General features: G+C 47.8%; 18 protein-coding genes and 6 tRNA genes. 20 read left to right on the top strand and 4 right to left on the bottom strand.

The window, feature by feature from the left end; genetic code table 11:
* Positions 1-92: 92 nt before the first annotated feature.
* Together MESINF_RS11005 and MESINF_RS11000 are read right to left on the bottom strand one after the other, a co-directional pair.
* Complete coding sequence (locus MESINF_RS11005) at positions 93-305, bottom strand: transcriptional coactivator p15/PC4 family protein (RefSeq protein WP_169699859.1); 213 nt, start codon at positions 303-305, stop codon at positions 93-95.
* 28 nt (positions 306-333) lie between these two features.
* Positions 334-1,293 (bottom strand): ABC transporter ATP-binding protein, encoded by a 960-nt coding sequence (locus MESINF_RS11000; protein WP_169699858.1) that lies wholly within the window; start codon positions 1,291-1,293, stop codon positions 334-336.
* Between the two features lie 227 nt (positions 1,294-1,520).
* On the opposite strand from MESINF_RS11000, the gene MESINF_RS10995 reads away from it, so the two are divergent.
* The 6 genes from MESINF_RS10995 (at position 1,521) to MESINF_RS10970 (ending at position 2,262) form a co-directional block, all read left to right on the top strand.
* Positions 1,521-1,596 (top strand) — tRNA-Pro (locus tag MESINF_RS10995).
* Positions 1,597-1,606: 10 nt separating this feature from the next.
* A tRNA-Gly gene (locus MESINF_RS10990) sits at positions 1,607-1,682 on the top strand.
* Positions 1,683-1,758, top strand: a tRNA-Arg gene (locus MESINF_RS10985).
* A 19-nt stretch (positions 1,759-1,777) separates the two neighbouring features.
* Positions 1,778-1,853: transfer RNA gene (locus MESINF_RS10980), tRNA-His, on the top strand.
* A gap of 22 nt (positions 1,854-1,875) precedes the next feature.
* A tRNA-Arg gene (locus MESINF_RS10975) sits at positions 1,876-1,951 on the top strand.
* A 47-nt stretch (positions 1,952-1,998) separates the two neighbouring features.
* A complete protein-coding gene (locus MESINF_RS10970) occupies positions 1,999-2,262 on the top strand; it encodes a stage V sporulation protein S (protein ID WP_169699857.1) in 264 nt (87 codons plus the stop codon).
* Between the two features lie 38 nt (positions 2,263-2,300).
* On the opposite strand, the gene MESINF_RS10965 is transcribed toward MESINF_RS10970, so the two are convergent.
* Complete coding sequence (locus MESINF_RS10965; protein WP_231936737.1) at positions 2,301-4,301, bottom strand: alpha-amylase family glycosyl hydrolase; 2,001 nt, start codon at positions 4,299-4,301, stop codon at positions 2,301-2,303.
* Between the two features lie 269 nt (positions 4,302-4,570).
* A tRNA-Ser gene (locus MESINF_RS10960) sits at positions 4,571-4,659 on the bottom strand.
* 248 nt (positions 4,660-4,907) lie between these two features.
* Here MESINF_RS10960 and rplU point away from each other — a divergent pair.
* From rplU to MESINF_RS10890, 14 genes are all read left to right on the top strand, one after another.
* Positions 4,908-5,231 carry a 50S ribosomal protein L21 gene (rplU, locus tag MESINF_RS10955; RefSeq protein WP_169699855.1) on the top strand — a complete coding sequence of 108 codons (324 nt, stop codon included), beginning with the start codon at positions 4,908-4,910 and terminating at the stop codon, positions 5,229-5,231.
* A 1-nt stretch (position 5,232) separates the two neighbouring features.
* A complete protein-coding gene (rpmA, locus tag MESINF_RS10950; protein WP_169699854.1) occupies positions 5,233-5,478 on the top strand; it encodes a 50S ribosomal protein L27 in 246 nt (81 codons plus the stop codon).
* 28 nt (positions 5,479-5,506) lie between these two features.
* The gene (rplM, locus tag MESINF_RS10945) at positions 5,507-6,031 is read left to right on the top strand and encodes a 50S ribosomal protein L13 (RefSeq protein WP_231936736.1); all 525 of its coding nucleotides are present in this window, start codon (positions 5,507-5,509) and stop codon (positions 6,029-6,031) included.
* A gap of 12 nt (positions 6,032-6,043) precedes the next feature.
* A complete protein-coding gene (rpsI, locus tag MESINF_RS10940; protein ID WP_169699853.1) occupies positions 6,044-6,448 on the top strand; it encodes a 30S ribosomal protein S9 in 405 nt (134 codons plus the stop codon).
* Positions 6,449-6,515: 67 nt separating this feature from the next.
* Positions 6,516-8,228, top strand: a complete 1,713-nt coding sequence (gene dnaG / locus MESINF_RS10935) for a DNA primase (protein WP_169699852.1) — start codon at positions 6,516-6,518, stop codon at positions 8,226-8,228.
* A gap of 1 nt (position 8,229) precedes the next feature.
* Positions 8,230-9,516 (top strand): RNA polymerase sigma factor RpoD, encoded by a 1,287-nt coding sequence (rpoD, locus tag MESINF_RS10930; RefSeq protein WP_169699851.1) that lies wholly within the window; start codon positions 8,230-8,232, stop codon positions 9,514-9,516.
* A gap of 253 nt (positions 9,517-9,769) precedes the next feature.
* Positions 9,770-10,486, top strand: a complete 717-nt coding sequence (locus MESINF_RS10925; protein ID WP_169699850.1) for an ATP-binding cassette domain-containing protein — start codon at positions 9,770-9,772, stop codon at positions 10,484-10,486.
* Between the two features lie 24 nt (positions 10,487-10,510).
* Positions 10,511-11,470, top strand: a complete 960-nt coding sequence (locus tag MESINF_RS10920; RefSeq protein WP_169699849.1) for a 1-phosphofructokinase family hexose kinase — start codon at positions 10,511-10,513, stop codon at positions 11,468-11,470.
* A 6-nt stretch (positions 11,471-11,476) separates the two neighbouring features.
* A complete protein-coding gene (locus MESINF_RS10915; protein ID WP_169699848.1) occupies positions 11,477-11,929 on the top strand; it encodes a CBS domain-containing protein in 453 nt (150 codons plus the stop codon).
* Positions 11,926-13,212, top strand: coding sequence for a tRNA (N(6)-L-threonylcarbamoyladenosine(37)-C(2))-methylthiotransferase MtaB (gene mtaB, locus MESINF_RS10910; protein ID WP_169699847.1), 1,287 nt, complete (start codon positions 11,926-11,928; stop codon positions 13,210-13,212). The genes MESINF_RS10915 and mtaB overlap by 4 nt, the downstream gene beginning before the upstream one ends.
* On the top strand, positions 13,178-14,062 hold the full coding sequence (locus tag MESINF_RS10905) for an aminotransferase class IV (protein WP_169699846.1): 885 nt from the start codon (positions 13,178-13,180) through the stop codon (positions 14,060-14,062). The genes mtaB and MESINF_RS10905 overlap by 35 nt, the downstream gene beginning before the upstream one ends.
* A complete protein-coding gene (locus tag MESINF_RS10900) occupies positions 14,025-14,318 on the top strand; it encodes a DUF721 domain-containing protein (protein ID WP_169699845.1) in 294 nt (97 codons plus the stop codon). The genes MESINF_RS10905 and MESINF_RS10900 overlap by 38 nt, the downstream gene beginning before the upstream one ends.
* Positions 14,319-14,334: 16 nt before the next feature.
* On the top strand, positions 14,335-16,230 hold the full coding sequence (gene gyrB, locus MESINF_RS10895) for a DNA topoisomerase (ATP-hydrolyzing) subunit B (protein ID WP_169699844.1): 1,896 nt from the start codon (positions 14,335-14,337) through the stop codon (positions 16,228-16,230).
* A 26-nt stretch (positions 16,231-16,256) separates the two neighbouring features.
* Positions 16,257-16,865 (top strand): DUF4894 domain-containing protein, encoded by a 609-nt coding sequence (locus tag MESINF_RS10890; protein ID WP_231936735.1) that lies wholly within the window; start codon positions 16,257-16,259, stop codon positions 16,863-16,865.

The raw sequence follows: 16,865 nt of genomic DNA, 5'->3' as shown, positions 1-16,865 counted from the left end.
GCCGGTAGGTTTCAAACTACAGGTTACACGTTTTTTTCGTTATATATTACGAAGATCGTATATTCAAATCCTCCTACGGTTCGAAGGTTCTTTCACTCTCTTTCCGGTTCGGAATCCTTCTCTTTGTTCAGGGCCTCTATGAGTTCACCGACGAGTTTTGGATTGAGCGTTATGCCCTTCTTGGTGGGTTTGTACTGCCCGTCGTCGCCCTCGTAGTAGATCCTAAGATCCAGAAATTCGTGGCCTTTGAACTCTCTCTTGGAAACCCTTATTATCTCAGTATCGTTTCGCTTGATATCGGTCATGTTTTGCACATCCTTTCTACGAGTTAGTCTAGGTATTCGTTGCGGCGGATCGTTGGTTCTTCGGTCTGTCTGAAAATCCTTCCTCACCGGTCAGCTCGATGAAGACCTCTTCCAGAGTCGGTCTCACATGCTCGATATCGAACAGCCTGGCACCCCTGCTAGACAGAGAAAAGACGACCTTTTCTATACTGGTCGAAGGTTTTACCTCCAGCAATCGGTACCCGTCGAGCTTTCTGTCACTTATATAGCCTTCGATATCGGTGAGATCGCCGACACTCTCTCCGGAGAGCTTGAAACGCACTAAATCGCCCCCGATAATCCTTCTCAGACTTTCGAGATCACCCGAGGCGAGCAACCTTCCCTTGTGCATTATGCCTATGTGCTTGGCCATCCCCTCGGCCTCTCTCATCATATGGGTGGTAAGAACGACGGTCGTTCCCGAGCGGTTGATTTCCCCAACCATCCCCCTTATGGTGATTGTAGTACGGGGATCGAGGCCGAGAGTCGGCTCATCCATAAAAATTATCTCAGGTTCGTTTATCAGAGCCCTCACAAAATTGATCCTCTGGCGCATACCTGTTGAGAAGACTCTCACCGGTTTGTCTTTCCAGTCGAGCATATCAACCCTTTCCAGAAGCTCAAAGATTTTTCTCAGAGCCGCCTTCCTCCCTATTCCGCTCATAGATGCGAAGAAGAGCAGATTCTCCACGGGTGAGAGGTTGTCGTAGAGTATCGCCTTTTCGCTTACAAGAGAGACCTTTTGACGCACCTTTGAAAGTGAAGCTGTCAAATCCATACCTGCGACTCTTACAAGGCCTGAAGTGGGTTTCATCAATCCCGATACGATCCTTATGAAAGTCGATTTACCCGCTCCGTTCGGGCCGAGAAGATAGAAAAGGTCCCCCTTTTCTATCTCTATCGAGAGGCCGTCCAGTGCCCGTAGCTCTCCAAATTTCTTTACAAGTTCGCTGGCGTATATTGCCTCCAAAATAAACCACCTCGATACTTATTTTACTACAACGTCATCAATCGTCCCCACGCATGGTGATGGCCATGAACCGCTTTATACAATAAACGTCTAAATATCAGCCTAGATCTTTGACATGCCTATTGGGAGTGATGGTTAATAGGCTGCTCTCCGTAAAATACGAAGTGACATCACGATTCTGTACTATTGACGATAAGACCAAAATCTGATATATTTGGATTCGTGAACGGGGAGTAGCGCAGATGGAAGCGCGCCTGTCTTGGGCACAGGAGGTCGCAGGTTCAAATCCTGTCTTCCCGACCAAGCTGTATATGCGGCTGTAGCTCAATTGGTAGAGTATCGCCCTTCCAAGGCGAATGTTGCGGGTTCGACTCCCGTCGGCCGCTCCAGCGCCCGTGGCTCAATGGATAGAGCATTGGACTTCTAATCCGAGGGTTGCAGGTTCGAGTCCTGCCGGGCGCGCCATATCCTCTGATTATTCATGGTGGTTGTAGCTCAGCTGGAAGAGCGCCTGACTGTGGATCAGGCGGCCGCGGGTTCGAACCCCGCCAGCCACCCCACTTTTCTTTATTCCTTCGGAATGCGCCCGTGGCTCAACGGATAGAGCATCGGATTTCGGCTCCGATGGTTGCGGGTTCAAATCCTGCCGGGCGCACCATACCATCCTCCCAATAGCTTGAAAGTGGCAAAAAGGAGGTAGCAATCATGGAGATTCTAAAAGTCGCAACGAACTCAAAGCCAAACGCAGTCGCTGGTGCCCTGGCTGGTGTTTTGAGAGAGAAGGGCGTCGCAGAGATTCAGGCAATAGGTGCTGGTGCGGTGAACCAGGCTATAAAGGCCATAGCAATAGCCAGGGGATATGTGGCACCAAGCGGAATCGACCTAGTGTGTATTCCTACTTTTTCAGATGTGGAAATCGACGGTGAAGTGAGAACGGCCGTAAGATTTTTCGTTGAACCTAAGAAATGAGGCGATAAAAAGATCAGGCCCCGTGAGGGGCCTGATCATTATTCTACGGTTGCTACGACGATTTCACCGGGACCTAGCGACAGATGAAAATTGCCTCCAACGTTCCAATGCGAAGAGGTACAGGAGTCTTTCAACTTCCAGTGGATTCTATGTTCTCCCCTCCAGGTATGGTAGCCAAGATCGACATATAAATCCTTCATATTAGAAAAATCGCCGTTTCCCGCTATAAGTAAGCCTTTTGTTCCGTTCCAGTAGAAGAGACCGATAGACAGGTGATCCTCTTCCCACATGAGCTTCAGGTATTCACTTTCCAAAAGGGACTGATTTTCTCTTCGCAGAACCGATAATGAAGTGATAAGGTCGATCATATCGGCGTCAGAATTCCAGTGAAGCACATAATGGTCGAAGAAGGCCAGTTTCCCATAGAAAGGATCGTTAGGTTTCAAAACGTAGCGACCTTCCTCGTTGTTGTCCAATCCGAGATTCATGGGCTGTATCTCGAAAATTTCCTGCCCGGAGTTGATATAAGTAATCGTATTGGGTAGAAAGAAGTTGAGCACTGTCGCAAACCGAGAGAAAGCCTTGCCGTTTTCGCGAGCAACGGCTCTAGGAGTGTCCGGCGTTTCGACACTCGCTAGCGTTTTTATCCTCAAACCCGGAAGAACCTTATAGACCAGTTCCTTCAGCCTTCCTTCTGCCACACGAGGTTCCATCCACCAGGTGTTTCCGAGTATGCAATCGTAACCGGAATCGGCGGCCTTCCTGTCGTTTCCCATAACAAGCTCTTCGGCGATTATCGCAAAAGAGGGATCGGTCGACTTCGCCTTTTCTATGATTCTCAACTCCAGCTCACGCGGCAGGGCGTGTCCCATGTCCAACCTTGCTCCATCGACGCCGAAATTCTCGTTGTAGAAGGGCATGATTGACTCTATACTTTCCCAGAGATCCTCGGCCGGTTCAGCGCCAGGGAAGAAGGAGGACTTAATCACGTCGAATAGTACGTATGGCGGCTGGTTGCCTGAGACATACTTCTTCGACTGAACGGGATGATCCCTGTAGAGTCTCAGGAAGGTTATATCGTCCCAAGTCGGCTGGTTGTCGTTTATCCAGTCGGAAAAGCCCGGAGGAGTTATCACGCCGAATTCCGCCACCAGGTCTTCGAGAAATTCTTTTTTGCCTCTGTTGGCCTTCACAAAGTTGATCCATCTTTCAGGAGCGATCCTTTCCGGAGAAGGTCTGAAAAGCGAAAGGTGCTTCTTTACCTGTGACGAATTGTAGATCTTTTCGAGATTTTCAACGCTTGCCTGCGCAAAGCCAAGCCCTTCTATTTTTGGAGGGCCATATTCTTTCAGGCCGGTTGCGTCTATCCAGTAGAACCAGTCAGGATGATCGAATATAAGGTCGGAATCGCGGGCCGATGTCCGTGGAATGAAGTCGAGAATTATCCTCATTCCCATAATGTGTGCAGCCTCAACGAAAGCCTTGAACTCTTCATCAACCCTCATGTTACCAAGAAGTCTATCGTGGTACCTTTCGTCAATGTTGAAGAAGTCCTTAACCGAATAAGGCGACCCCAGCGTCCCCTTCTTGAAAGCGTCGCTGTAACGTGTAACAGGTAGGAAGTATAGCGTGTCGAAACCCATCCCAGAAAGGTAGGGAAGCATGAGGATCATTTTGTAAAAGGTCCCCGATTCAGAGTATTCTGGCGACTGGAGATCGGAGAACAATTCCGGGTCGAAATGCGGGTACGCCGTCGTCGATCTGACGAAGGCACCGTACACTATCGCTGATTTCAGCCAGGAGTTGTCGCTTTCTCCCCGGATTCTTCCGAGAGACTTTGAATAGTCAACGTCTGATCGCTTCTTTTTCAAAATCCCATCCACTATGCTATGACCGAACTCCGAGGGATCGACGAATATATAGCGATCTTTTAGCTTCACCGTGCCGGTGTAATTTGCGGGTAGCCATTCACGGGGTACAGAGTAGTCTATCTTCCCTCGTTTCTCCTTAAGATGAGCCGCCACTCTCTCAAGGTACACTTTATCACCTCCAAAAAACGAGGGCGAAAAACGCCCTCCGTTCATTGTCAAGATACTTCCAACCGCCCGGGCCAGAAACTGTAAGATCTGTGCCGTTTCAGTTAAGATCCATCAGTCAAAGCCAACATATTCTCTTTCGGAGTGTTTCACTTTCTCTCAACGATTTTACCACCTTCCGGGCCTGACCAACTTCCCGGTGCGAACTCTCCCAAAATTGAAAGACCATTTCAATAAAAAAAGACTCAACCATCTTTCAACGATTGAGCCACTGGCGGAGGCGGTGGGACTCGAACCCACAAGGGGCGTCAACCCCACCGATTTTCGAGACCGGCTCCTTAGCCAATTAGGATACGCCTCCGTTGTCGTATTTGATTATATCACGGTCTGTAAGAGTGTCAACACGCTCCCTAAAGGTGATCGCCCCTTTTTTAGGAGAGAGGATCCTGTTGGTTTCGTAAAGAAAAAGTTACCGGTGGAGTTTGCTTGAGTGACTAGTTATGATAAAATTTTGATCGCGAGCAGTTTTTCTGTGCATGAAACGGGTCAAAAATCCCTGTGGGTACCTTGTTTCAGCACATCTTTAGTGCATGAGGAGGTGGCTCTTAGGTGTATGCCATCATTGAGGCCTCGGGAAGACAGTACAGAGTCCAGGAAGGTATGACTCTCTTCACCGAAAGGCAGAATGGTCTAGGTAATGGAGACGAGATCGTCTTCGACAAGGTTTTACTTGTCCGCGACGGGGAAGGAACGAAAGTTGGCAAGCCTTACGTGGACGGCGCAAAGGTTGTAGGCAAAGTTGTTTCACACGGTAGAGGCAAAAAAGTACTGGTTGTGAAATTCGGGCCGCGTAAGAACTTCGACAGAGTCAACGGCCACAGGCAGTGGTTCACAGAGGTTACGATCGAGAAGATCGAACTGGGGGTGAAGTGATATGGCCCGAAAGAGCGCGGGAAGATCCAACGGTAGAGACAGTAACCCGAAGTACCTCGGTATTAAGAGAGGCGAGGCTTCTCTCGTAAAAGCTGGAACGATAATAGTCAGACAGAGGGGTACTAAGATCCATGCCGGAAACAATGTAGGACTTGGAAGAGATCACACTCTCTTCGCTCTAGTCGATGGAAAGGTTCATTTCGAGCTCAGAAACAACCGTAAGTACGCCAGTGTCTACAGCGAGTGAGCTGTTCTGTTAAGGAGGATTGTGTCTTATGAAAATACAGAAAACACCTTTGTGCAGATGGGCAGTTACCCACTCAAAGGTGCAAACGAAGAGAAAAGGCGAGATCGAGAAGACTCTCGGTTACCTCGTTGATCATAATGGAAACAAGATAGAGAGAAAATGGTACCTAATCGATGCCACCGATGTCCCTCTAGGAAGACTCGCAGGGCAGGTAGCCATGGTCCTTATGGGAAAGAACAAACCTCTCTACACCCCCCACATCGATACCGGTGACTTTGTCATCGTAGTAAATGCCGACAAGGTTAAACTGACCGGCAAGAAGCTGGATCAAAAAATTTATTACAGACACTCCGGTTATCCGGGTGGTATCAAGGAGAGAACGGCCAGGCAGATGATGGAGAAGGCTCCCGACAGAGTCATAAGACTGGCCGTGAAGAGGATGCTTCCCAAGAAGGCTCTTGGAGACAAGATGTTGAAGAAGCTGAAGGTCTATGCGGGTCCCGAACACGACCATCAAGCGCAGAAGCCCGAGCTTGTAGTACTGGTGAAATGAGGGGGTTGACGTATGGCTGATTTTGTGGATTATTACGGAACTGGAAGAAGAAAGACTGCCGTGGCCAGAGTTCATTTAAGACCGGGCAGTGGAAAGTATCTGATAAACGGCAAGGAATACGGGGATCTCAAAGGATACCTCAGTAACGACGCCTGGGTGCGCCACGCTTTAAAGCCAGTCGTTATGACCAACACCATCGGCAGATTCGATATGCTTATCAGGGTTGACGGAGGCGGTTTGGCCGGTCAAGCCGGCGCAATAAGTCTGGGTATAGCGAGAGCCTTGGTCAAGTTCAGCCCAGATCTGAAGGGTCTTCTAAGACAGAACGGGCTTCTATCAAGGGATTCCAGAGAAGTCGAAAGAAAAAAGTATGGTTTGAAGAAAGCAAGAAGAGCTCCTCAATTCTCCAAACGTTAATTACTCTTACATAAGCTGGGCCCGTACCTGAGAGAGTATGGGCCCATTTTTTGCCGGTGGTGATTCAGTGTTCACTAAAGAAGAACTCGACGAGATCAAAAAAGCCATAAATATCGTCGATTTCATTGGTCGGTACGTGAACCTGCAGAAGGCCGGAAGCTCTTACAGGGGATTGTGCCCATTTCACAACGATAACGATCCTTCATTTTACGTCCACCCCCAGAGAGGCTTCTATCACTGCTTCGGTTGCGGCGAGAAGGGTGATCTGATCTCTTTCTATCAGAAGATAGAGAGTATATCATTCTCGGAAGCGATCAGGAGGCTTGCGGACCTTGCCGGAGTACAGATCAAAATCGATAACGGCGAGTCTGAATATGACCGCTATACCTCTGTGTTGACAAGACTCTCCGGGCTATATTCGTGTGAGCTCTTCGAAAGCCGTAATTCGAGTATCCTGGAGTATCTGGTCAACGAACGCAAGATCTCCGAGAGCACGATCAGGGAGTTCCAGCTGGGTTATTCGCCCAACAATGGAACCTTTGGTACCTTTTTGGCGTCGAAACTCTCAGTAGATGAAAAGACTATGATCGATATGGGAATCGCGTACCGTAGAGGAGGATCGCTGAAGGATAGATTCGAAGGAAGGCTAATAGTGCCGATCAGCAACGAATCTGGACGTATAGTCGGTTTCGGAGGAAGGCTCACTTCTGGCGGCCAGGGATCGAAATACATAAACTCTCCGGAAACCAGATATTTTCAGAAGAACCGCTTGTTGTTCAATCTTTCCAGGGCCAGGGGTGTGATCAAGGAGCTCGATTATGCGGTGATAGTGGAAGGCTATTTCGACGTCATGGCTCTTTACCAGGCCGGAGTAGTCAACGTAGTCGGCCTTCTCGGCACCGCACTGACCGAAGGGCATCTACGCATTTTAGGGAATTACACGAAGAACCTTCTTTTCTTTCTCGATTCCGATTCGGCCGGCCAATCTGCATCTTTACGCTCGATAGACATCGCTGAAAAAATGGATTTCTCGACGGCTGTGGCAATGGTTAAGGGGGCGAAGGATCCTGCCGAGCTCTTCGCCCTGAAGGGTTCTCAGGGGATCAGTGATGCCCTTTCGATGTCGATTCCTGGGTCGATTTTCAGAGTAGAGTTTTACTCGAGGAAGCTAGATCTTTCACTTTCACAGGCGAAAAAACATCTGATCGAATATCTCAAGCCTTACATCGAGGCTTTTGGTTCGAGTGGTAATTTTTCTGCCAGAGAGATGACCTTAAGGGCACTTTCGGAGAAGACCGGTTTTTCCGAAGACGAACTGGTAAGGTTCACCAGAAAGGAATCCAGGGAGCTGGATCAACTTGACCAAAAGACGCCTATAAATCTCAGGAACAAAGATATTCTACGCGTCTACCTCCAATACCCGATCCTGCGTAGTCGTGCCGCAAGGCAACTGGAGCTCCTTGAGCAGAGGAAGGAATTCAGGGAGCTTTTGAGAGGCATGAAGAAGGGGCTGGAGCTCGAGGAACTTCTCGATCTGGTTGACGTGGAACTCGGAAGAGAGCTGATTGAGCTGGCATCCAGTTGCATAGATGAGAGTACAGCTCTCAAGATTTTAGACAGCACCGGAGAATACACAAATAAAAGATTAGTCGAAGAACAGATCGCCGAAATAGATCGGCGATTATCTACACTGGAAGACGAGGAAGCGAAAGCAGCCTTGTTGATCAGGAGGATAGAGCTACGCAGACTGCTCGTTAAAAGAAAGAGGGGTGGCGACTGAAATGGAAAATAATAAAAAGAAAACCAAGTCGGAGGTCGAAGATCTGGAGGAAAAGATCCAATCTCTGGCGGAAAAAGTGATAGATGACGACGAAGAGGAAACGGTAAAAGAAGATGGCAGTAACGAAGAAAGCGGGGAAAACGAAGAGAGAGAAGCACCTGTTACAAAAGAGGAAATTGAAAAAAGGATAAAGAAGCTTCTTAAGCAGGGCAAGAAGAAAGGATACATCACTTACGAAGATATTGACAGTGCTTTCCCTCCAGACTATGAAGGATTCGACTCTACACTCGTGGAATCAATCTACGAGGAGTTCGAAAAGAACAAGATCAGCATCGTCGAAAAGGAACCTGTAGAGGAAGACGATGAAATAGACAACGAGAGCAGTGAAGAGCTCGTATCGATTCTCGAGACCTCGCCTGAGATGTACGACAATATATCGTTGAAGGATCCGATCAAGATGTACCTAAAGGAGATAGGAAAGATTTCACTGCTAACCCCCAGCAGGGAGAGAGAACTGGCCAGGAGGGCTCAGAAGGGCGATCCTAAGGCAAAAGAAGAGCTAATAACGGCCAACCTGAGGCTCGTCGTATCAATCGCTAAAAGATATATAGGTCGTGGCCTGACTTTTCTAGATCTCATCCAGGAGGGCAACATTGGTCTCATAAAGGCCGTAGAAAAGTTCGATTGGAAGAAGGGGTACAAATTCAGCACTTATGCCACCTGGTGGATCAGGCAGGCAATAACCAGAGCGATCGCCGACCAGGCAAGAACAATAAGGGTGCCCGTGCACATGGTCGAGACCATCAACAAGTTGAACAAAGTGATCAGAGAGCATCTGCAGGATTATGGCGAATATCCTACCGTGGAGGAACTGGGAAGGATCACTGGAAAGACCCCGGAAAAGATTGAAGAGATTCTGGCGGCTTCAAAGGAGACAGTATCTTTGGAATCTCCTATTAGTGGCGACGAGGAATCTACCATGGGCGACTTCATACACGATGATTCTTTAGAGCAACCCGAAGAGGCTGCGATGAAAATGCTGCTCAGAGAACAGATCGACCAAATACTCGATACGCTCTCCCCGAGGGAGGCCATGGTTTTGAAGATGCGGTACGGTCTGCTTGACGGTAAGACGAAGACCTTGGAAGAGGTGGGCCAGTTCTTCAATGTTACACGCGAGAGGATTCGACAGATAGAGGTGAAGGCCCTAAGAAAGTTGCGTCATCCCTCTCGAAGCAAGCAACTTAAAGCACTTCTCGGTATGCTTAATAGCTCCAAACGGGAGTGAATTTACATCCCACAAATTACAGCACCTTAATTTAAGTATCATAAACGGGAAAAGAGGATGTGTTTATAATTATTTACCGGTAAAAAGGGGCGTGAGAACTTGGCTGAAAAAAAGATCGCTAGACCAGTCACAACCAGTCCCCGTATTCTTTCTCAGATTGACCTCTTAAGAATGGCGAAAAACGGTGATACGAGCGCCAGCAAGGAGATTATTGATAGGTTGAATAATAGAACATCGGAAGAAGGGCAGTCTCGTGAGTGAGACTGCTCTTTCTTTGAAGGGCTTCACACTTTCCGTATCCGGCGAAAACGTACTCGAAAACATAACTCTCGACATTCCAAGCGGAAGTATAGCGCTAGTGCAAGGGGTCAGAGGTAGCGGGAAGTCTGCGTTGATGAGAAGTTTCATCCATCTCAACGAAGAGCTCTTCGACAATGTCTCCTTCTCAGGTTATATCCGCCTTTTTGGAGAAGATGTATCAGAACTCGATCGGAAAAGAGTCAGGCAAAAAGTGGCTTACGTGGATACTTCTTTTCTTGAGGCTCTCAGCAACTTCACCCTTTTAGAGTTTTTCAGATTTTTAAAGGGAAAGTGGTTTAAGTTCGAAGACTTTTCGGAGGAGGAGCTCGATCTACTTGAAGATCTCAACCTGCTGGATATACTGGCTAACAAGAACAGGTCTTATCTGAGCTCCATCTCTCTTTCCAAAAGGCTCTCACTTCTGATCTTTTCGACTCTTTTCAGACGACCGGAAGTAATAATGCTGGACAACGTTTTGGACCACCTGGACGATTCGGCATGCACTGAGGTGAAAAATATACTCCTCGACACGCAGAAAAACCGCACTTTGATCATCTCTTCCAGGTTTTCTCTCAGGCTTCTAGACATTTCCGATTTGTTGATAGTGCTGGAAAGTGGTAAAATCTCTTATGTAGGAAGTCCAGAGGTTTTCGTTCTTCAGAACCGCTGATTATAAATTTATCGGAGGTGAATTGTGGACGTCCTAACCGTCACTCTGAACCCTGCCCTTGACAGGGAGATAGTTGTTGAGAATTTCACGATTAACGACTTTCACCGGGTCAAAAACCCCTTTTATTCAAAGATGGACCCGGGCGGAAAGGGAATAAACGTTTCGATTATTCTCTCGGGGATAGGTGTGAGAAACGTAGCGATGGGTTTTCTGGGCGGTTATATAGGCAAGGTCGTAGAAGAGAAATTGAGAACCATGAGCGACTTGATAACCACGAATTTTATTTATGTTGAAGAAGAGACCAGAGAAAATATAGCTATTGTCGATCCGATAATGGATACAATAACCGAGATCAACTCCTCCGGTCCTCTGATAAAACCCGACGATTTGAGGATGTTTCTCAGAAGATTCGACGTGGCCCTATCAAGGGTACATCATGTTGTAGTTTCCGGGAGCATCCCCAGAGGTATAGAAAACGATTTCTATTCGCTTATATGCAGGAAAACGATAGAGGCCGGCAAGTTCTCCTTCGTCGAAGCTATAGGCCCGACCTTCGAGAACGCCGTGGATGCCGGTCTGGTTACTGTTTCAAGGCCCGACCTCAGAAGCAGGAAGATACTTTTTGGCCAAACCCTGGTCGAGCTTAGGGACTACATAGATGCGGCCAAATATATGATCTCCAGGGGTTCCAGGCTTTCGGTTCTCTCCTATGCTATAGAGGGCGACGTAATAGCGACCAGAGAAGGCGTATGGCTTTTCAGGGCAAAAAGCCATATAGAGAAATCTCACCTTCTCGGCACGGGGGACGCTTTCATGGCCGGAATGGTCTACTCTATAATGAACGACGAGCGAGACTTCTTTCAAGCAGCCCGAAAGGGCATGGCCGCCGCTATAGCGGAGGCCGGTTTTATAAGCAAGGAGCTCATAACACCGAAAGATATCGAGGAAAACCTCGAATCCTTCGAGATTCGCAGGCTGGAGTGATAAAGGGTGAAAGTAAGAGAAGCGATGATCAGGGATGTCTCCGCGATATTTGAAGACGAAACTATCGAAGATTTCATCGTAAGTTGCTTGAGACAGAACAAATCGGGTCTGCCGGTGGTCGATGACGAGTTCAAAGTCGTCGGCTTCTTGAGCGAGAGCGACGTTATAAGAAGCGCTTTGCCAAGTTACTTCAGTCTCCTCCAATCGGCCTCGTTCATTCCCGATACTCACCAGTTTGTGCAGAGATTGGAAAAAATAAAGAGCGACAAAGTGTCGTTGCACATGGTCAAGAGGGTGACGTGCGTCAAGCTGGACGATACCGTCATCTATGCGGCCGATTTACTCATAAAGAACAATTTGAAGATTTTGCCTGTGATAGACGAAGAGAGAAGACTGATAGGGATAGTCAACAGAATCTTCTTGATTCACGCTGCGGCTCAGGGCAAGATCGATAGATGAAGAAAACCGTATCGATTTTCACTTTCGGCTGTAAAATGAACCAGTATGAATCTCAAGCCATGGCCGAAAGACTACAGCGTTACGATGTTCGTTTCTCGGAAGAGAAGTCGGATCTTTTCGTGCTGAACTCCTGTACAGTCACTTCAGAAGCCGAAAGAAAGTTGAGGCAACTTTTCAGACGTCTCTTGGCCCTTAACCCCGACTCCAAAATCGTTGTAGTCGGATGTTACTCGGAGCTTGCCGGTGAAGAGCTGAAGAAAATCGGAGCCCACGCCGTTCTAGGAGTGCGGGCCAAAGGTGAAATAGAGAGGTATGTCTCGGAGCTTTTGAAAGACGGTAGCGAAAGTGTTGAAGTGACCAGGGACGATTTTCTAACGGTCACCTCCAGCCCTGAGGGACGAACGAGAGCCTTTCTAGGAATCGAAGATGGTTGCTTGAATAACTGTACTTATTGCAGAATACGCCTGGCCAGGGGTAGCAAGATAATAAGTAAGCCAATAGATATCATCAAAAGCGAGTTCGTAGGGCTCATAGAAAACGGCTATCGCGAGATAGTCTTGACCGGTATAAATATAGGTTACTACGGTTTTGAAACGGGCAGCAATCTTGCAAGGCTTTTGAGGGAACTCGACACCGTGCCCGGCGAATGGAGAATCAGACTGGGTTCGCTCGATCCCGACAGGATAGACAACGATCTTCTGAACGTAATATTCGATACAAAACATATTGCCAGGCATCTTCACCTCTCTCTTCAGAGCGGCTCGGACAGGGTGCTTCGTCTGATGAAAAGGAAGTACGAAATGAAAGACTATTTGAAAGCGGTGGATAAAGTGAGATCTATGGATTCGAGGTTCTCCCTCACCACCGATGTTATAGTCGGTTTCCCGGGAGAAGATGATTCTGATTTTGAAGCGACGCTTCAGACATTAGCGACGGTCGGTTTTCTGAAAGTACATGTTTTCAGATATTCCAGCAGGCCGGATACTGAAGCAGCCTCTATGAAAAGCCAGGTGGAGTCGTCCCTGAAAAAGAAGAGAGCGCTTCAGGTCGCCAGCGCAGCCAAAGAATCTAGGAGAGCGTACCTCTCCGGACATATAGGCATGACCAACACGGTTCTCGTTGAAAGGGTCCATCGAAAAGAGAGTGTCGGTTACGATGAGTATTATATTCCCCATCGTATAGCCGGTCGATACGACGGTTTCGTCGATTCGACCGTAGTCAGTCTGGAAACGCATAAGGAGGGTTCCGATGCAGAACTATATTGCAGGTCGGTGGTACGATGAAGACGACTCCCTCATCAGCGCGCTGATAACGGGAGTTCTGAACGGTGAATCGGTTTACGAAGTGGTAAGAACGTACAACGGACTTCCGTTCGCCTTCAGAAAGCATTTCGACAGATTGAAAAGATCGGCAGCGCTTATGTCAATGGAAGTCCCCTTCACGTGCAAGGAGTTGAACTCAATAATACTGGAGGGGATAGATAAAAACCGACCCTCCCCAAGCGGCGATTTAAGGATCAGGATAGTTCTTTTTGGCAATGGAGAAAATGTGTTGCCTGCAGTCATTTACGCTCTACTACCATCGGTCTCCAAGGATATATATGAGCTGGGAGTTAAGATTGCTATCTCCCCTTACACAAAACCCTCGGGAGCTATCGTCGATCCGAGGTTGAAGATACCGGGAGCTAGCTGGAACATCAGAACCAGGAAGAATCTGGGTGATAATTACGATATGATCATATTGAATGAAAAGGGTAATGTTTGCGAAGGTTCTTTCAGCAACGTCTTTCTTGTAAAAGACGGCCGGGTGATAACCCCCGATATCGGTTCCGGAGTGCTACCCGGAATAACCCGGGATAACCTTATAGGGCTGTGCAGAAGCATCGAAATCAACGTTGTGGAGAGGCCAGTCGCTGCCTGGGAGATGTTCTCAGCCGACGAGCTCTTTCTTACCCACACGAGTGTCGGGATCGTACCGATCCGGAAACTCGAAGAGAAAATTTTGATAGAAGACTTCACCGACGGAATGACCCGATTGTTACTGGACAACTTCGAGGATTATATAATGACTGAGGACAGCAATTGGAGTGGCCTAGATGAAGTGGAACCATCAGACTATAGGGCAGATATTTGAAGAACTGGCCCGCAGATCCGGACTCTTCAGGAAGCTCAGAGTACTGGACCTGAACAGGGACTGGGCTGTAATAGTCGGCGAATCAATAGCCAGACACTCGTCAATCGCCGATTATTCAGACGGGTTGCTTACCGTGTCCGTCACTGACGGTATGTGGTTACACGAGTTGAAGTTGCGAGAGAGAGCCTTTATCGAGAAAATAAATGAAGCTGTTGGAAGCGAAGCTGTGAAGAGAATCAGATTCAGAGTAGGATAGAAATTGGAGGTGCTGAATGTCTGAACTATACAACGCTCAGAATATTAAGATACTTAAAGGTCTTGACCCTGTTAGAAAGAGACCGGGAATGTACATAGGGTCTACTGGAAAATCCGGTCTTCATCATCTGGTGTATGAAATTGTCGATAACAGCATAGACGAGGCGATGGGTGGCTTTTGCGACCGGATCGATATCACGATACTAGAAGATGGATCGGTCATGGTCAGTGACAATGGGAGAGGTATTCCAGTCGATACTCATCCCGACACAGGCACCAGCGCGCTGGAGGTCGTCATGACCACCCTACATGCCGGAGGAAAGTTCTCGAAAGATTCGTACAAGATCAGTGGAGGTCTTCATGGTGTCGGTGCTTCTGTCGTGAACGCTCTTTCCGAGTGGATGGAAGTGAGGGTCATGACAGACGGAAAGATCTATAGACAGAAGTACGAACGGGGAAAGGCAGTTACACCGGTGGAGATAGTCGGTGAGACGGATTTGCACGGTACTGTGACCACGTTCAAACCCGACCCGCTGATCTTCGCAGTTACGGATTTCGATTTCGATATTCTCGAATCGCGCTTCAAGGAGCTGGCCTATCTCAATGGAGGCCTGAGATTGAATTTCGAGGACAGAAGGATAGATGAAAGCAGGAGCTATCATTTCGAAGGCGGGATCGTCGAATTCATCAGAGCCCTCAATAAGAGCAAGAAGCCGATCCACAAAGACCCGATCTACCTCGAGGGCTCCTTCAACGATGTTAAAATCCAGCTCGCGATGCAGTACACGACCGCTTACGAAGAGGAAACGTTAACGTTTGTCAACAACATAAAAACCGTGGAGGGCGGCACTCATCTCACCGGTTTCAAGACGGTCCTGACGAAGACGATGAACGATCTTGGCAGAAAGCACAACATACTCAAGGAGAAGGACCAGAACCTTCAGGGTGAAGATGTGAGAGAAGGCCTGACTGCGATACTGAGCGTCTTCGTTAAAGAGCCACAGTTCGAAGGTCAAACGAAAGCCAAGCTCGGAAATGAAGAAGCGTACGAGGCCGTGATAAAAGTCGTCAAAGAAAAGATGGAAGAGTTCTTCGATTACAACCAGAAGGACCTCAAGCTCATACTGACCAAAGCGTTAGAGGCTGCCCGGGCTAGACTTGCGGCCAAGAAGGCCAGGGAGATGGTCAGGAGAAAGAACGTACTCGAGAACACGACATTACCTGGAAAATTGGCCGACTGTATATCCGAGAACATCGAAGAGACGGAAATCTTCATAGTAGAGGGCGATTCGGCCGGAGGCTCGGCAAAAATGGCTCGTTCAAGGGATACACAGGCGATTTTGCCGCTCAGGGGTAAGATTTTGAACGTTGAAAAGGCCAGCTTCGACAAAATGCTCAAGAGCGAGACGATAAGCAATATAGTCGTGGCTCTTGGTACCGGTATTGGCGAGGACTTCGAAATCACAGGCCTTAGATACGGTAAGATCATAATAATGACCGATGCCGATGTTGATGGTGCCCATATAACTACGCTGCTTCTCACACTCTTCTACAGATATATGAAACCGCTCATAATCGCTGGGAAAGTCTTCGTCGCTCAAGCACCGCTTTATAAAATAGAGATGAACCGACAAAAGCATTACTTCTACAGTGACGAGGAATTGAATGCCTTTGTCGAGAAATATCCCGATAAAAAGCTGAACTACTCTAGATTCAAAGGACTTGGTGAGATGAATCCCGAGCAACTCTGGGAGACAACAATGAACCCAACCGATAGAAAACTAGTCCAGATAACGATGGAAGATGCGGAAGAAGCCGATAGAGTTTTCACAATTCTTATGGGTAGCGAGGTGGAGGAGAGAAGGTCGTTCATTGAGCGACACGCTTTGAGCATTTCCAATCTTGACGTATGAGTCTTTCTTTGAGAGCGGCGATCTGTATGGTAGCTATAATTGCCATATGGTTCGTTGCAATAATCAATTTTATCGTTGAGTCTTTTTTTACGGTTCCTCTAGCCCAGTTTACAAAGATAGTCAATCCCGAGGAAACCGTTATAGAATTTCCGCTGGCATTCAGAAGAAGGTGGAAAACTGATATAATTTACCCACCGGCAACTGTTGATGTTTCGGGGAATAGAGTCTTTTTGAAACCCGGGAAGTACATCGTGTTTTATGATGATTCCTATTACTGGGTTTCGGAGGATTTCGTCATTGTAGATCACGCTTCGATGGACGAAATCACCAGTTTTCCCGTGGTTGGCGGATTAAACTTTGTTTTGGTGGAAGGCGTCTATAAAGCTATCGATAACAATATAGATGATTTTACCGGGGCGGTTGAGGGTATCCTCGCTGAAAGAAGGATCTCCAGATTGGTAGCTTACTTTGATTACAGGAACAACACGTTGTTTCTCAGACGGGGAATAACGATCAAAGTACTTGACTGGGAGAAACTTAGCGCGAGCAAAGAATTGCTTCTTCAGCTTGAAAACGCCTCAGACAGAAGCGAATACATCTTTTTGAGCGATGGTAAACTGTTGAGAGCGAGGTGA

Origin of the sequence: Mesotoga infera (genome assembly GCF_900157305.1) — a bacterium.
GTDB classification, from domain to species: domain Bacteria; phylum Thermotogota; class Thermotogae; order Petrotogales; family Kosmotogaceae; genus Mesotoga; species Mesotoga infera.
This window is presented reverse-complemented; position numbering and strand designations above follow the sequence as displayed.

Coding starts and splice junctions, on each gene's coding strand:
- rpmA (WP_169699854.1), top strand. CDS start 5,233: ATGGCCCGAAAGAGCGCGGGAAGATCCAACGGTAGAGACAGTAACCCG.
- MESINF_RS11005 (WP_169699859.1), bottom strand. CDS start 305: ATGACCGATATCAAGCGAAACGATACTGAGATAATAAGGGTTTCCAAG.
- MESINF_RS10890 (WP_231936735.1), top strand. CDS start 16,257: ATGGTAGCTATAATTGCCATATGGTTCGTTGCAATAATCAATTTTATC.
- rpsI (WP_169699853.1), top strand. CDS start 6,044: ATGGCTGATTTTGTGGATTATTACGGAACTGGAAGAAGAAAGACTGCC.
- gyrB (WP_169699844.1), top strand. CDS start 14,335: ATGTCTGAACTATACAACGCTCAGAATATTAAGATACTTAAAGGTCTT.
- MESINF_RS10905 (WP_169699846.1), top strand. CDS start 13,178: ATGCAGAACTATATTGCAGGTCGGTGGTACGATGAAGACGACTCCCTC.
- MESINF_RS10900 (WP_169699845.1), top strand. CDS start 14,025: ATGAAGTGGAACCATCAGACTATAGGGCAGATATTTGAAGAACTGGCC.
- rplM (WP_231936736.1), top strand. CDS start 5,507: ATGAAAATACAGAAAACACCTTTGTGCAGATGGGCAGTTACCCACTCA.
- rpoD (WP_169699851.1), top strand. CDS start 8,230: ATGGAAAATAATAAAAAGAAAACCAAGTCGGAGGTCGAAGATCTGGAG.
- MESINF_RS10970 (WP_169699857.1), top strand. CDS start 1,999: ATGGAGATTCTAAAAGTCGCAACGAACTCAAAGCCAAACGCAGTCGCT.
- mtaB (WP_169699847.1), top strand. CDS start 11,926: ATGAAGAAAACCGTATCGATTTTCACTTTCGGCTGTAAAATGAACCAG.